This is a genomic window from Acinetobacter sp. NIPH 2100, from assembly GCF_000369805.1.
In the GTDB taxonomy this organism is placed as follows: domain Bacteria; phylum Pseudomonadota; class Gammaproteobacteria; order Pseudomonadales; family Moraxellaceae; genus Acinetobacter.
The window spans coordinates 178,295-193,229 of sequence record NZ_KB850224.1 but is presented as its reverse complement, the minus strand read 5'-3'; the positions used below and the strand labels follow the sequence as shown (position 1 = coordinate 193,229).

Below are 14,935 nucleotides of genomic sequence, written 5' to 3'. Positions count from 1 at the left end.
CCTTATCCTCGTTTTTGTAGTCGTGCCACCCAAAATGGCGCGACCCACGACATCGCTTGTACGAGAATAAATCCACAAAACAATGCAACCGGTGACAGCGGTTTAACATTGCTCAAAATTAATATAAAACCCACGATCACAATCGCAAACTTACCGAGCATTCCTCGGTACATATTCAGCATGACTTGTTTTGATGCTCTTGCGCCTGCCGTTCTAAACGACTGCCAAGCAAAATAACAATGTGCCAACCAACATACCAAAGCCCCAAGCGCAGCACTCAAAGCAGCAGTTGTATCTTTCATTACCCATGCAAGCAAAGCTGCAACAGGAATCATACAGGCTTGTAAGAAGACCAAAGCTTTTGCTAATCGTCGGTCAATCATGCGACTAGTTTGGCTCATTTTTTACCCACTTACAGCATAACTGCTTGACAAGTTTTAATCATGATCGTTTCGAATCGCAGGCATTATAGAGTTACACCCCTGAACATGCAATCTTTTCTCGACTTAAGTCTGCTTTTTTCGTTACCATATTTTTTGACGCTAGAGTCAATTGATTTTTATTTTTTTGATCAATTTTGTGCACTTATTACGCATTTATCAGTTTTTAAAGCCAATTTTTTCCATGCTGTTACAAAATTGTCTTCACCACGCATGCTCTCATCGACGGATTGGAAAACTACTGGGTTCATTTTTTGGTACTGACTGGCACTTGCTGTCGTTTCGGCCAATAAGCACATTTTATTTTGCGGACGGTTGTCTCTTAAGTACTTAATTTGAGCTGCAGTCGGTGCGATATGCGGGTCATCGGTCAATGCCCCTGCAAATTTCAGGTTCAATGCTCTTTCTAGATATTGATAGGCATCATGATAAGACCAATAGTTCTTTGCCTTGTTTGAGCTTTCATACTGTTGCGACGCTTGTCGCATTTGTTGAGAAAACTCTTTGGCATTGGCCATATATGTGGCTCTATTTTCTGGATATTGCTGCGAACGCAAGGTTGCAATAAAGAAAGCGATACGTACCGCGTTATTTGGATCTAACCAAACATGACTATCAACAGTGTTCGCCAGAGAAGCACCACGTAAATTACGCAGTGGCAAGGTCGTTAAAATGCCTGAATCTAAGATTGCGATTGCTTTACGGTTCTGACTGAGCATTTTTTCGAGCGGCGCTTCATGCGCTTTCCCAAGCCAAATCACCAAAGAGGCATCTTGAATTGCTTTACGGTGTGCGGGTGTCAGTTGTACGTCATGACCACTTTGGTCTTTTAATAACAGAATCGGTTCCTCTACCCCCTCTGTTACTTGTTTGGCAATTAGATAAATTGGGTGTGTTGAAACCACCAAGCTTTGTGTCCAGCCCCATGTGCTTAACATCGAAAACAAGACAAAAACAAATAGGCGAGACATCTCAACATTACTCAATTTAGCGAAGCATGTTATAATATAACAAAAGTTAAAAAATGCCTATGTCTATTTTTAGATTCGCTGCACTATCCGTCGTGCATTTAACTTATATAGATAGTTATCATAAATAGCATGTTATGATAACGGGGCGATTGAAGCACAACTCAGACACTTCATGTCAGTGAGAATTCAATCCGCTCTACAAAAACAATGAGGTCAATCTATGAGTTCTTGTTCACATGAACATGACAATGCTTTACATGGTGTTCACGGTCATCACGATATTAAAGCGCGCCTTGCCGAAGCAGAAATTTTATGTACTGCGACTGGCGCTCGCCTCACACCTTTACGTAAAGAAGTACTTGAACTCATTTTAAATGCCTCTGCACCAATGGGTGCGTATGATTTATTGGCTAAAATTAAAGGTCAGGCAGACCGCCCTGCTGCGCCTCCTACGGTATACCGTACCTTAGACTTTTTATTAGAAAAAGGCTTAATCCACAGACTGACCTCTATTAATGCCTATATCCCTTGTTGCCATCCACGTGAAGGCCATCAGGCGGCATTCCTGATTTGTACGGAATGCCATTCTGTCAAAGAGGCATCCGCACAGGGTTTGATCCAACAACTTGATCAACTTGCGGCTTCAGACCAATTTTCCGCTCAACACAGCATTATTGAAATTTCTGGAAAATGTCATCAGTGCAGAACCCGTCAGTAAGCACTCCACTTATTCAACTGGAGAATATTTCGGTTCGACGTGATGAACTGGATATTTTAAGAAATGTAGATTTTGCCTTGCAAGCAAAAGAGATTGTGACGCTGATTGGTCCCAATGGCGCAGGCAAATCGACATTAATCAAAGTGCTATTGGGTATCATGCCGCCGAATAAAGGCAAAGTTCATTTTTCTAAAAAATTAAAATTGGCTTATGTGCCACAGAAGTTCAACCCTTCTGCCAGCCTACCTTTACGCGTACAAGATTTACTAGATCTAGAAGTCTGTGAAACAGTTTTACGTGAAGAGATTATTCGCGATACAGGCATTCAAAAATTACAGTCATCTAAAGTACAGCAACTTTCTGGCGGTGAACGGCAACGGGTTTTACTGGCGCGTGCTTTATTACGTCAGCCAGATATTCTGGTACTGGATGAACCCATGCAAGGTCTAGACATTCAGTCTGAGGCTGAACTGTATGAATATGTACGTAGTTTGCCTGAGCGCTATGGTTGTGCCGTCCTGATGGTGTCACATGATCTACAATGGGTCATGCAAGGTACACATCGCGTGGTCTGCCTCAACAAACATATTTGTTGCAGTGGCTTGCCTGAAAGCATTCAACAACATCCTGAATACCAAGCGATTTTTGGCACTCAACGCATGTTCTATCAGCATCATCACAATCACTGTGGACACAGTGACCATGCCGAACCTTGTTCGCACGATCCACGCCCACACATTCACCCTGAGCCAAAGGTCTAAGCCATGATGGAATGGTTACAACTCCTCCTCCCTGCTTGGATTATGGGGTCACTTCTGGTTTTTCTGACTGCCCCTCTCGGCTGCCTGATGCTATGGCGTAGAATGTCTTTTTTTGCGGATACCATGGCACATGGCACCTTACTTGGCGTAGCTGTTGCAGGGATTCTGAATTTACCTTTCTGGCTGGGTGTTGCTTGCCTTGCGCTGTTGCTGGTGGCTCTTCTTTGGGTTTTACACGATTCGCGTCTCCCAAATGATGCATTACTGGCTTTAAGCTCCGCCACCTTACTCTGTTCTGGTCTATTACTGATTCAGCAAGTACCTAGCTTACGCCCCGAACTGTTAAGCTATTTGTTTGGTGACCTGCTGAGTATCGAGTGGACTGATCTACCGATGTTTGCGGTTGTCATTGCAGCGGCATTAATCGTACTTTATCGCTCGTGGTCCGCGCAGATTCAAATTGCGATTGATCCAGATATCGCCATGAGTGAAGGCGTCAGTGCCAATTGGCAACGTTTAATCTTTATGTTGTTATTGGCATTATTTACCGTATTGGCATTACGTGCTGTCGGTTCATTATTGATGGGTGCTTTACTGGTAATTCCAGCCCTGAGCGCACGCTTACTGGCGCACTCGCCCAAACAAATGGTGGTCTGGGCATTTGTATTGGCACAGTTCGGTGTTACGGTTGGCCTATGGTCAAGTGCCGCACTCAACATTTCCACAGGCTTAAGTATTGTACTGTGTATGGCGCTTTGCTTTGCCGCTATTTTCATCGCGCAGAAATTAAAAAGCCAAGCTCAATCTGCCTAATCAGGGCAGTTAGCTTGACTGTTGGATCGCACTGAGTAAAAGCGCTGCACCACTAAACATCACTGCAAAACCACGATTTAAATATTTTTGCTGTGTCGGGGAACGAAGCAGTCTTAATACTTTCGATGCAAGCCCAGTATAACCCGCCATCACAATCAGATCGATTACCACCATCGTGATCGCCATGATCAGGTATTGCAGCCATTGTGGTCGGCTCAAATCCAGAAACTGCGGTAAAACAGCCAACAAGAATACAATCGCTTTAGGGTTACTCATATTCACCACAAAGCCTTTGAATATTAAGGCGATCGCTGATTGAGGTTGTTCCTGCTGAATCTCAATGGTTTGAATGGGTGCAGTCCATTGCTTATAGGCCAAATAAACCAAATAAGCGACACCAAACCATTTCACTATCTGAAAAGCCCAAGGTGTTGTCGCAAATAGCACACCAACCCCTGCGGCCACAATCATGAACTGAAGCATCAATGCGAGCTGCAGACCTATGACATTCCAGTAACCATGCCGAAAGCCATAATTAAGACCACTCGACATGGATGCAATTGCGCCTGCGCCTGGCGAGATGCTAATCACCCAGCACGCCAACATAAAAGCAAACCAAACCTGCAAAGACATAACGACAGCGTCAAACAATAAAAGATGAATTATACCGTTTTATTGACCACTTACGATGCATTTTTAGGCAATAAAATTTCACAAATAAGCTACTCAGCCTAAGCAACATCAGGCACAATTATTGTTTTCCCCCTTAAAAATAACTAAGGAGTTTTTAATGACTGCGCAATCTGTCATTCTTCCATTACCTTCTGACCATGCCCGCTTTATTGTTTTACGTTTAAAAGATTTAACGATTGCCGAATTAAAACAACAGATTGAAGCTCTCCTTTCAACACGTGACCGCCTGATCACACAGCATCCAAATGACCAGATTAAAACAGCCATCGCTTTTGGTCCCGAACTTTGGGCACAACTCAACTCACAAACACCTGAAGGATTTAAACAGCTCGACCCGCAACGGGGCGCATTTAACATGCCTGTAGTGCCAGCCGATGTATTTATTCATCTTGCCAGTGCGCGTGCAGATATTTGTTTTGCCATGAGCCAAGCTTTTTTTACAGGAATTCAAGACAAAGTCGAGGTCTTGGATGAGCGCGCCTGTTTCCGCTTCTTTGACGGTCGTGACATGACTGGCTTTATTGATGGAACAGAGAATCCGCAATTTCCAGATGACCGTGCAGAAGCAGCATTACTGCCAGAAACAGCAGGTGCCTTTGCCGATGGCAGCTTTATCTTTGCACAGCGTTATATTCACGATCTGACAAAATGGCAAATGCTGAAAGTCGATGCACAAGAACATGTGTTTGGCCGTACCAAACTTGAGTCAATTGAGCTGGATGACGATGTAAAACCAGAAAACTCACATGTGGCACGTACAGTTGTTGAAGACGATGAAGGCGAGGAAATGGAAATCTTGCGCCACAGCTTGCCTTATGGCGATGGCAAAGGTGAACAAGGCTTATTCTTTGTCGCCTATACCAACAATTTAAGCATTATTGATGAGATGCTAAAACGTATGTTTGGCACCACGGGTGATGGCATTCACGATCGTTTGCTGCATTTCACCACTGCCATTGACGGTGCTTATTATTTTGCGCCAAGCGATGAATTATTAGAACAAATTTTAGAAGACTAAAACCGTCAGATGCTATGTTTCTCAATAACATAGCATCTGCCTCATCACAGCATTCCAACTCACTCAGAAAAGATTTTTGCGAATATGTTAATTCCGCACAAATCCCACTCCCCTTAAGTCGACAAAATTTGCTATATTGGTCGTTTTTCCGCGACATTTATTTTCGGTAACTATGAATACGGCAATACAAGCAGCTCTCGATCATGCGGTACAAACCCTGCAACAACAAGGTGTACTTCCTTCCGATTGGACCAACACGAGCCATTTAACCCGTACCAAAGACCGAAGTCACGGAGACTTTGCTTCAAATATCGCCATGATCGGCTCAAAAGTGGCAGGTATGAAACCTCGCGATCTTGCTGAAAAAATCTTGGCAGCATTGCCTGAAGTGGCAGATATCAGCAAAGCAGAAATTGCAGGCCCTGGATTTATTAACTTCTTTTTAAATGCAGACCAACGCTACGCGGTACTCGATCAAATCCAAGCACAAAAAAATGATTATGGTCGTAGCCAAGCTAATGCAGCTAAAAAAATCCAAGTTGAATTTGTCTCTGCCAACCCAACCTCTAGCCTGCATGTCGGTCATGGGCGTGGTGCAGCGTATGGCATGACTGTTGCGAATCTATTAGAAGCAACAGGTGCAAAAGTTGACCGTGAATACTATGTCAATGATGCTGGCCGTCAAATGGATATCTTGGCGACTTCAACTTATTTACGTTATTTAGAATTAACCGGTCAGACACTGGTATTCCCTAAAAATGCCTATCAAGGTGACTACGTTAAAGAAATCGCACAAAGCATTATTGATAAAGATGGCGATGCACACGTTCGTGCCGTTGCTGACATCTATAAAGATGTACCAGAAGACGTTCAATATGCAGAAGAACTCGATGCTGAAGGCAACAAAGTCGTACTTTCTGGCGACAAAGAAAAACACATCGATGGTCTAATCGCAAACTCACAACAACACTTAGGTGCAGCTTATCGTGTGTTCCATCAAGCAGCCCTACACGCCATCTTGGATGACATTAAAGATGACTTGGCTGACTTTGGTGTAACTTTTGACAAATGGTTTAGCGAAGACTCTTTAACAGACAAAATTGACGAAGCACTTGAGACACTGGATCAACGTGGCTTCCTGTATGAAAAAGAGGGTAACATCTGGTTCAAATCCACTGAGTTTGGTGATGAAAAAGACCGTGTGGTAAAACGTCGTAATGGTCAAACCACTTACTTTGCCTCTGACATCGCTTACCATCTAAATAAGCTACAACGTGGTTATACCGATCTAATTGATATCTGGGGCTCAGACCACCACGGTTATATCTCGCGTGTAAAAGCGGCCATTGATGCAATGGGCTATGATTCGAAGAAATTGACTGTACTTTTGGTTCAGTTCGTCAGCTTATGGCGTGGTGGCGAGATGGTACAGATGTCATCTCGTTCTGGTCAGTTCGTGACGTTACGTGACTTACGTAAGGAAGTCGGCAATGATGCCGCACGTTTCTACTATGTGATGCGTAAATCTGAACAACACATCGACTTTGACTTAGACCTTGCAGTTTCACAAAGTAAAGACAATGCGGTGTATTACATTCAATATGCACATGCGCGTGTCAATCGTATGGTAGATATTCGTGCACCAGAAAAGAATATTCCATTTGATCGCACTGCTCTTCAAAATTACGATGCAAAATTGCTAACTTTAGAAGCAGAATTTGAAATATTAGCTAAGCTCGCAGCTTATCCAGATATTTTAGTTCGTGCAGCAAATGTGTATGAACCACACCAGATTGGCAACTATCTGAAAGAATTAGCTGCGTTATTCCACGGTTGGTATAACTTGGATAATGTTCGAATTCTAGATGAAACAAATATCCCATTGTCACAATCGCGTTTATTGCTTTCAATCAACGTACAGCAAGTTTTACGCAATGGTTTAGAATTACTCGGCGTATCCGCTCCTGAGGCAATGTAAGCAAAGTAACACTCTTACACAGCGTTGCTGCTCATGCCGCAAGATGGAGGGCTCTGCCCGAAGTAGCCATGTAATATAAGTGAAGCGATAGCTAGCTTCACACATGGCTAGGCTATGCCTGAGGTGAACGGTAATCAGCAAAGCTTAAACACATGTAATCTTAAGCCATAATTGTTAAACAATATGGTAAACAAAGCATTATTTTTAAACATAATGCTTTGTTTTTAAGTAGATTCAAGTTACAACTAATCTAATAGGATCAAGAGGAATTTCTGGTGTTTGGAAAAACGCAACGTGGTGTATCTGAACGACCAAACAAGCCCAAAAAACCACTCATTCCAAAGTGGTTAGGAATGCTTGTCGCAATTCTTGCGATCCTATGTGCTGCCGTGATGCTCATGCTTTGGCAACCATGGCAGCCTGTTCCTGCAAAAAATCAGGTAACGTCTGAACACTATGAAGAAGAAAACACCAATAAAGACTACCGTTTTTATGACCTACTTCCGCAACAGCAAGTGACGCCAATTCCTGAACAAGCTGTACCTGAGGCCAAACCTCAAGGCAACGTGGTGATTATTGAATCACCAAAGCCTGAAACCACAACCACAGAAGATCCAGCAAATAGTGCATCAGGTGAACAAACGACTGCTCCTGCACATGCCACCTATATTTTACAAGTCCGTAGCTACCCTGACCCTGACAGTGCAGACGCACGTCGTGCAGAAATTATTTTGAATGGTTTATCAGCGGATGTGGTGAAAAGCGTTGAAAATGGTCAAACATGGTATCGCGTTTTCTCAGGACCGTATGATAGCCAAGAATCGGCTCTTGCAGCGCAGCAAACTTTACAACATAGCGGCATTGATTCTATCGTGATTAAGCGCTAACGAGATCGCACAAAAAAGGGGAACTTCTCGTTCCCTTTTTTATGCTCAAAATTATGCACACTGAGAATGCAAAGTCCGTTGCTCCGCCCTTTGAAACGCTGGACGTTGCTGAACACGTTGTACAAAAGCCTGAATATTTGGATATTTACCATGTAAACGGTTTTGAATGGCAATTAATGGAAATGCCATTTGAATATCGGCAAAAGAAAAATCTCCTGCGAAATAATCATGTTCGGATAAGTATTGCTCCAGATACAGAATATGCTCTTTAACCCGTGGACGAACAAAACTTGCCTTAACACCATCGGTAATTTTTTCTGCAATTGGACGAATTACCCAAGGGACATGTTTACTGACACTATTCATCACCAAAGTCATGACCAATAGAGGCATCAATGAACCTTCGGCATAGTGCATCCAATACGAATATTGACGTTGATCAGATGCTTGTTGAGGTTTAAATTTGTTTTGAAGATCATACTGTTGCTGTAAATAATCTAGAATCACAGCAGATTCAACAATCACGTCATCCCCATCGACCAAAATAGGCGCTTTACCGAGAGGATGAATTTGTTTGAGGCTTTCTGGTGCTGCGTAACTGGCTGACCTTTGGTAATACTCAACTTGGCAATCCACACCAAGTTCTTCTAACGCCCACAATATGCGGAACGATCGTGAGCATTGTAGGTAATGTAAGGTAATCATTTTTGTGCCTGCTTTTTAGCTGCGTAACTATGGTTTTAGTCCCTCTCACAGTTACGCTTAGAATTATGTTTTGCCCAAGCACAATAGCACTTTAGTCTTAAAGAATCATGGTGTGAATGTCTAAACTACGTAACAAAGTTTTAGTGACAGGCGTTTTGCTACACACATTAAGAAGTTTTTCTTGTAAATCTTGTGAAACAGGTTGTTTAAATATTACCCGACGCTCAATATGTTCCTGTTGCTCACGATTGGTATGAAAATCGACTTCTACCGAGAACTCACCCAAATCGATTTCCTTATGTTTGGCATACATGCGCAAGGTAATCATGGTACAGGATGCCAAACTCGCAGTAAGAAAGTCATAAGGCGCTGGTCCCGTATCATGCCCACCAAATGCTTCAGGTTTATCAGTTAGAAATTGATGCGTACCACTACTCACCTCACCCTTCCACGGTTCGGGTAAAGTCTGAACTGCCGCGTTCGCGATAATACTCATTTTGATGCCCTCATTTGATCTGGTAATACAGGTGCTTCCAAACGCTTGCCTTGGTAATCTGGAATTTCCCCAAAACGTGCATCATGATTAATCCAGTCTTCACGTGCCTGTTTTAAACCGTCCATAGTACGACCTACGAAATTCCACCATAACAGGATTGGAGATTCAAACGGTTCACCACCAATCAGCAATAAACGATGAGCTTGTGTTAATTCGACTTCAATTTCGGTTAAACCTGTTTCCAATACCACCATATTATCAGCATTGAGTTCATGACCATTGACTCGGGCGGTCCCCTCTAGTGCCATGAAGGCATATTCAAATTTGGGGTTCAATGGAATACGGGTCTTGGTATCGGCTTGTGCAGTGAGATCGACACCGACCAAAGGCGTATGTACTTGAACTGGTGAGGTTGTTTCCAAGAAATCACCGACCAACACAGTAAACTCAACCTGATCCTTACTCACCACAGGCAATTCTGGATAGTGCTCAAATTTAGGATCTATGTTGAGCTTGTCATCTGGCAAAGCAATCCATAGCTGCGCCGCATGCATTTTCGTTTCACTATCTGGCGCAACTTCGGTATGTGAAATTCCTCGTCCTGCAGTCATCAAGTTCACTTGCTTAGGGCGAATCAGTTGCTTTGAACCCAAGCTATCGGTATGCATCATGGTGCCTTCAATCATCCAGGTGAAGGTCTGCAAACCAATGTGTGGATGTGGTCCCACATCTAAGCCATCACCCGCAGGAAAACTTACAGGTCCAGCATGATCCAGAAAACACCATGCTCCCACCAAACGCTTCTGACGGCTAGGTAAAGCACGCTTAATGATCGTTCCCCTACCAATTTCTGCCGAACGAATGGTGAATTCTTGAATAAATTGATTGATGTAAGTTTCGCAGTCTTTTGAATCAGAAATATCGTAATCGTTATTATTGCTCATGATATTGCTCTCTTTTACCTATGCTATTGCAATGAGTTGATTTATTGATCTTAACAATACAATCACTCATCAATATAGTCTTTTAGTAATACACAGAGTGTTATCAATGAGACAATCTCAATTCAAAATGAAATGAGAGCACCTTTTTAAAATATCAGCCCATAAAACGTTATTTAGGCTGCATATCGACAATCAAACCTGTTAGACGGCGAACCAATGGCAATAAAACCAGAACCAATGGATAAGCAATCAACCAAGAGAACATCCATGTCGCCAACCACTTGTGCAAAAATTCTGGAATAAAACCAAGGCTCATCCACATATTCACAAACGACAAGGATCCGCTCATTAAAAAAGATAAAATCAGCGGCAAGATCCAAGCCGCATATTTGGCAGGCAATTTGGTAATAAGACGTGGTGTTATTTTTAATTCCTGCATGTTAAGCGCGTTTCCATAAAATCAGATCAATTGGGTTGTGCAGTTTCATCTCTACTTTTTCACCTGCTGTTTTAGATTTTTCATAAACTGACCGAACTGAGGCAAAAACTCTTCAAACAACGGGTGATCACGATTCTCCAGCATCACTTCACTAAATAGTTTCAAACCGACTGCGAATGACTTGGTGGTTTGGTCATCAAAAAATGCTGCCATTTTTAAACGTTCCACGATCTCAAAAATATCATCATGATTTCCTGTATAAAATTCTAAACGCTCGGTATAGGTCGAGACTTGCCCCTTCGCATCTTTTAAATGTTGCACTGTGACATGATATTGATGTTGTTTCATAAGGTTCTCCAATATGCCTTTCTAAGCACTTTCTTTAATTTCGACCTGCATCAGGTCAACTTGATATTGATTAAACAAAACTTTCAACGACTGTAAAAATTGTGTTTGTTTTTGGGTGGTTAAGTCTGAACAACGAATTTGTAGCAGTTGGATCTTAGACAAATTCGGGAAGTTAAATTTTGTCTCAGCACGATGAAATTGATAACTGGCAAGCAAACCTGCAACCACCAGATCACTAACCACACGATAGACCGTAGCTAGACTTAATTGCTGTTGCTGTAAGTTAAGCTGCTGATAAATCTGTTTTACCGTAAGATCATCTGACTGCTGCGCCAAGATGGACAATACAGCCATACGTGGGTGCGTGACTCGCAAGCCTGCCTGTTTAATTTTCTGTTGTAGCTCTAACATACTCGCCTCCAACTTATAAACGCCCAATCGCAATAGCCGCTTGATCAATTTTTTCAGCAATTTGATGGATCTGCTCTTGTTGCAAATCAGCGATATTGAGTTTTAGACGTAGTGCTGTTTTTAAGTTTTCCATAGCACGATGAATATCAATCAACTGATCATTATTATGAATTTCGCGTCTCAATCGCAGCTTTTGCAGCAGCGCCAACAACATATCTTGCTGTTCTTTTAAATAGGCTTCGCCATATTCAGTCACTTGATATTGCTTGCGTTCAACATCCAGCAAAGTAATCAAATTCATTTCTTCTAGGCTGGTCAGCGTAGGATAAATCGTACCCGCGCTTGGGCTATAGCCATCACCGACTAAATCACTGATTTCTTTAATAATTTCATAACCATGTTTGGGACTTTGCTGAATTAGATGCAGCACCAAAAGTTTCATACGGCCTGATTCGAATAAGCGTCCACGACGACCCGAGCGATGATGCTCTCGATGCTGGATATCACGTTCGTGTTCTTGATGATCTGATGCATGTTTCATCTTTATTTTTCTCATATTGCTTAATTTATGCATATTAAGATATATCTTAAATGATCTTATGGCAAGCCAAGATATATCTTCAAATTTCATGATATTGATATTGAATGGATTATTTATTCTTTAGACAGAGTTTTAGAAAAGTTAAGTAATAAATAAGAGCGACTAGGTACTTGTTAATGAAAATAAGTATCAAATATGTTTAAGAAACAGGCTACCTGTTTCAAATGCACCCTCTCTATTTTTTATAAAGTACCAATATTATTTATAACTATTTGAAAATAAAATTTTTAAAATTAATTTCACATAACACCCATTATGTTAAATAGAGGATTTTTTGTAATGCCAGTTTCCAGCCCAAAGGTCATATACATCAAAATTTTCAAGGGCGGCCCAAATATTATTCTCACCAACAAAATCAAGAATATCCGTTGGAATTGATAAGCCAAATAAATTTTTATCTATAAAAAAGCCTTCGCAAGAGTCAAGAGCACCTTTCAAAGAGTCAATTATTTCATTCTCATTCTCACAACGGACTATGACCTGTAATCCCATTACTCTTTAAACTCCACAGAAGCGACTAGGCTTAATTGATTAACTATTTTTTCCTGTACATGGACGTCTATCAATTGTCCTCTAATATCATAAATAATTCGACAATTTGAAAGATGTGATGGTAATTGTGATCGAGTAAAGTTAACTCTCGAAAGGTTGTATTGGATGCTCATAGCTACTTGTTCATCCGCTTCCAAAGCATGATTGCAAACAAAAATAAATTCTCTATTTTTTTCATCTATAAATTCAGGAGTAGAAGACCAATAATCATACATATGTTAAATATCCAATTTATTTATTATTTCTAAAATTAACATAATACAGCTTATCCGAAATCAAGTTTTACTATTTAATAAAATCAAATATGTAAAACTTGATTTTATGATAAACAGCAAAAAGCCGACTTTTCCAAGCCGGCTTTTTTGATCTATTTTAGAGGTTTTGAAATCCCTCTGCCACGAGCATCTTGCACTTCATTTTAAAGTTTCACTTTAAAACTCGTTCATGGCGTAATTCAGGCAAGAAGCGAAGCTTCTTGAAAGCCCTGAATTACTCCCATTCAATCGTTGCTGGTGGTTTAGATGACACGTCGTAAACAACACGTGAAACATCTTTAATTTCATTCATGATACGGGTTGAGATTTTATCAACCAGTTCATATGGTAAGTGCGCAAAACGAGCTGTCATAAAGTCAACCGTTTCAACCGCACGAAGCGCAATCACCCATGCATAGCGGCGACCATCACCTACAACACCAACTGATTTTACAGGTTGGAATACTGCAAATGCTTGAGCAGTTTTGTCGTACCAACCGCTGTCGCGAAGTTCTTGCATAAAGATGTCATCAGCAAGACGAAGAATATCTGCATATTCTTTTTTCACTTCACCCAAGATACGCACGCCCAAACCTGGACCTGGGAATGGATGACGGTAAATCATGCTATGTGGCAAGCCAATGGTGGTACCCAATTTACGCACTTCATCTTTAAACAAGTCACGTAAAGGCTCAACCAATTCAAATTCTAAATCTTCAGGTAAACCACCCACGTTGTGGTGTGATTTAATCACGTGCGCTTTACCATTTTTAGTAGCGGCAGACTCGATCACATCTGGATAAATCGTACCTTGTGCCAAGAATTTCACGCCATCAAGTTTACGTGCTTCTTCTGCAAATACTTCAATAAATTCACGACCAATGATTTTACGTTTTTTCTCAGGATCAACTTCACCAGCCAATGCAGACAAGAAACGCTGTTCAGCATCAGCACGGATCACACGAATACCCATGTTTTCCGCAAACATTTGCATCACTTGATCGCCTTCGTTCAAACGAAGCAAACCATTGTCTACAAATACGCAAGTTAACTGGTCGCCAATGGCTTTATGTAACAATGCAGCCACAACTGAAGAGTCAACACCACCAGACAAGCCTAATAGAACTTTTTCATCACCGATTTGCTCACGTAACTGCTCTACACGTAAATCGATAATGTGTTCAGGTGTCCAAAGACCACGGCAACCACAAATCTGATGTACAAAGTTAGACAGTAATTCAGCACCTTTTGCTGAGTGAGTCACTTCTGGATGGAACTGCACACCATAGAAACGACGTGCTTCATCACTAACTGCAGCGAACGGGCAGCTTGGTGTGCTCGCAGTCACTTGGAAACCTTCTGGAATGGCACTGACTTTATCACCATGGCTCATCCATACATGAAGTTGGTTTTCGCGATCTTGTAAATTGCCAATCAATTTATCGCGGACCAGAATATCAACTTCTGCATAACCAAACTCATGTACTGTGCCTGGCTCTACTTTACCGCCAAGTTGCTCAGACATGGTTTGCAAACCATAACAGATACCCAACACTGGTACGCCCAATTCAAATACAACTTGTGGCGCGCGTGGGCTTCCTTCTTCATGTACGCTCTCAGGGCCACCTGATAAAATAATCCCGTTCGGATTAAACGCACGAATGTCTGCTTCAGACATATCGAATGCATACATTTCAGAATAGACACCCGCTTCACGCACACGACGTGCAATGAGCTGGCTATATTGAGAGCCGAAATCCAGAATAAGGATACGATCTTCAGTAATTTGAGTATTGGTCGTCATGGTTCATCTTAAAGGCAAATGAATTAAGCGCCACATTCTAACATTTTTCACGCTTTGACGCACCGCAATTCATCATCTATCTGATTTTTTAGTTGGGCTGGC

The 14,935-nt window shown here is 41.7% G+C and carries 19 protein-coding genes; 6 read left to right on the top strand and 13 right to left on the bottom strand.

The genetic code is table 11. The annotated features are described in order from the left end of the window. Positions 1-2: 2 nt before the first annotated feature. Together F887_RS16960 and F887_RS16965 are read right to left on the bottom strand one after the other, a co-directional pair. Positions 3-401: an ATP synthase subunit I gene (locus F887_RS16960; protein WP_005291028.1), complete on the bottom strand. Its 399-nt coding sequence runs from the start codon at positions 399-401 to the stop codon at positions 3-5. Between the two features lie 170 nt (positions 402-571). Beyond that, a complete protein-coding gene (locus tag F887_RS16965) occupies positions 572-1,411 on the bottom strand; it encodes a metal ABC transporter substrate-binding protein (protein ID WP_005291026.1) in 840 nt (279 codons plus the stop codon). 220 nt (positions 1,412-1,631) lie between these two features. Between F887_RS16965 and F887_RS16970 the strand changes: the two genes are divergently transcribed. From F887_RS16970 to znuB, 3 genes are read left to right on the top strand one after another with little or no spacing between them, the layout of a single operon-like run. Beyond that, entirely contained in the window at positions 1,632-2,129 is a 498-nt protein-coding gene (locus F887_RS16970; protein WP_005291024.1) for a transcriptional repressor, read from the top strand. Next, positions 2,102-2,890, top strand: a complete 789-nt coding sequence (znuC, locus tag F887_RS16975) for a zinc ABC transporter ATP-binding protein ZnuC (RefSeq protein WP_005291019.1) — start codon at positions 2,102-2,104, stop codon at positions 2,888-2,890. Before F887_RS16970 ends, znuC begins: the two co-directional genes overlap by 28 nt. 3 nt (positions 2,891-2,893) lie before the next feature. Continuing rightward, a complete protein-coding gene (gene znuB, locus F887_RS16980; protein ID WP_005291015.1) occupies positions 2,894-3,703 on the top strand; it encodes a zinc ABC transporter permease subunit ZnuB in 810 nt (269 codons plus the stop codon). Positions 3,704-3,712: 9 nt separating this feature from the next. On the opposite strand, the gene F887_RS16985 is transcribed toward znuB, so the two are convergent. Continuing rightward, on the bottom strand, positions 3,713-4,336 hold the full coding sequence (locus F887_RS16985) for a LysE family transporter (protein WP_005291013.1): 624 nt from the start codon (positions 4,334-4,336) through the stop codon (positions 3,713-3,715). A gap of 157 nt (positions 4,337-4,493) precedes the next feature. Here F887_RS16985 and F887_RS16990 point away from each other — a divergent pair, with 157 nt between their 5' ends. The 3 genes from F887_RS16990 (at position 4,494) to F887_RS17000 (ending at position 8,279) form a co-directional block, all read left to right on the top strand. Beyond that, entirely contained in the window at positions 4,494-5,414 is a 921-nt protein-coding gene (locus F887_RS16990; protein WP_005291010.1) for a Dyp-type peroxidase, read from the top strand. A gap of 172 nt (positions 5,415-5,586) precedes the next feature. After that, a complete protein-coding gene (gene argS, locus F887_RS16995; protein ID WP_005291007.1) occupies positions 5,587-7,392 on the top strand; it encodes an arginine--tRNA ligase in 1,806 nt (601 codons plus the stop codon). 275 nt (positions 7,393-7,667) lie between these two features. Next, positions 7,668-8,279 carry an SPOR domain-containing protein gene (locus tag F887_RS17000; protein ID WP_005291004.1) on the top strand — a complete coding sequence of 204 codons (612 nt, stop codon included), beginning with the start codon at positions 7,668-7,670 and terminating at the stop codon, positions 8,277-8,279. A 51-nt stretch (positions 8,280-8,330) separates the two neighbouring features. On the opposite strand, the gene F887_RS17005 is transcribed toward F887_RS17000, so the two are convergent. From F887_RS17005 to guaA, 10 genes are all read right to left on the bottom strand, one after another. After that, the gene (locus F887_RS17005; RefSeq protein ID WP_005291002.1) at positions 8,331-8,984 is read right to left on the bottom strand and encodes a glutathione S-transferase family protein; all 654 of its coding nucleotides are present in this window, start codon (positions 8,982-8,984) and stop codon (positions 8,331-8,333) included. Positions 8,985-9,081: 97 nt separating this feature from the next. Next, positions 9,082-9,480 carry an OsmC family protein gene (locus tag F887_RS17010; protein ID WP_005291000.1) on the bottom strand — a complete coding sequence of 133 codons (399 nt, stop codon included), beginning with the start codon at positions 9,478-9,480 and terminating at the stop codon, positions 9,082-9,084. Next, positions 9,477-10,424, bottom strand: a complete 948-nt coding sequence (locus F887_RS17015; RefSeq protein ID WP_005290997.1) for a pirin family protein — start codon at positions 10,422-10,424, stop codon at positions 9,477-9,479. Before F887_RS17015 ends, F887_RS17010 begins: the two co-directional genes overlap by 4 nt. A gap of 169 nt (positions 10,425-10,593) precedes the next feature. Beyond that, positions 10,594-10,863, bottom strand: coding sequence for a DUF2798 domain-containing protein (locus F887_RS17020; RefSeq protein WP_005290995.1), 270 nt, complete (start codon positions 10,861-10,863; stop codon positions 10,594-10,596). A 51-nt stretch (positions 10,864-10,914) separates the two neighbouring features. Next, complete coding sequence (locus F887_RS17025) at positions 10,915-11,211, bottom strand: DUF3861 domain-containing protein (protein WP_005290992.1); 297 nt, start codon at positions 11,209-11,211, stop codon at positions 10,915-10,917. 21 nt (positions 11,212-11,232) lie between these two features. Continuing rightward, entirely contained in the window at positions 11,233-11,622 is a 390-nt protein-coding gene (locus tag F887_RS17030; protein WP_005290990.1) for a transcriptional repressor, read from the bottom strand. A 13-nt stretch (positions 11,623-11,635) separates the two neighbouring features. Next, positions 11,636-12,163, bottom strand: coding sequence for a PadR family transcriptional regulator (locus F887_RS17035; protein ID WP_005290988.1), 528 nt, complete (start codon positions 12,161-12,163; stop codon positions 11,636-11,638). 318 nt (positions 12,164-12,481) lie between these two features. After that, on the bottom strand, positions 12,482-12,715 hold the full coding sequence (locus F887_RS17040) for a hypothetical protein (protein ID WP_005290986.1): 234 nt from the start codon (positions 12,713-12,715) through the stop codon (positions 12,482-12,484). Further along, positions 12,715-12,990, bottom strand: coding sequence for a hypothetical protein (locus F887_RS17045; protein WP_005290985.1), 276 nt, complete (start codon positions 12,988-12,990; stop codon positions 12,715-12,717). Before F887_RS17045 ends, F887_RS17040 begins: the two co-directional genes overlap by 1 nt. Before the next feature lie 274 nt (positions 12,991-13,264). After that, positions 13,265-14,833, bottom strand: coding sequence for a glutamine-hydrolyzing GMP synthase (guaA, locus tag F887_RS17050; RefSeq protein WP_005290983.1), 1,569 nt, complete (start codon positions 14,831-14,833; stop codon positions 13,265-13,267). Between the last annotated feature and the right edge of the window lie 102 nt (positions 14,834-14,935).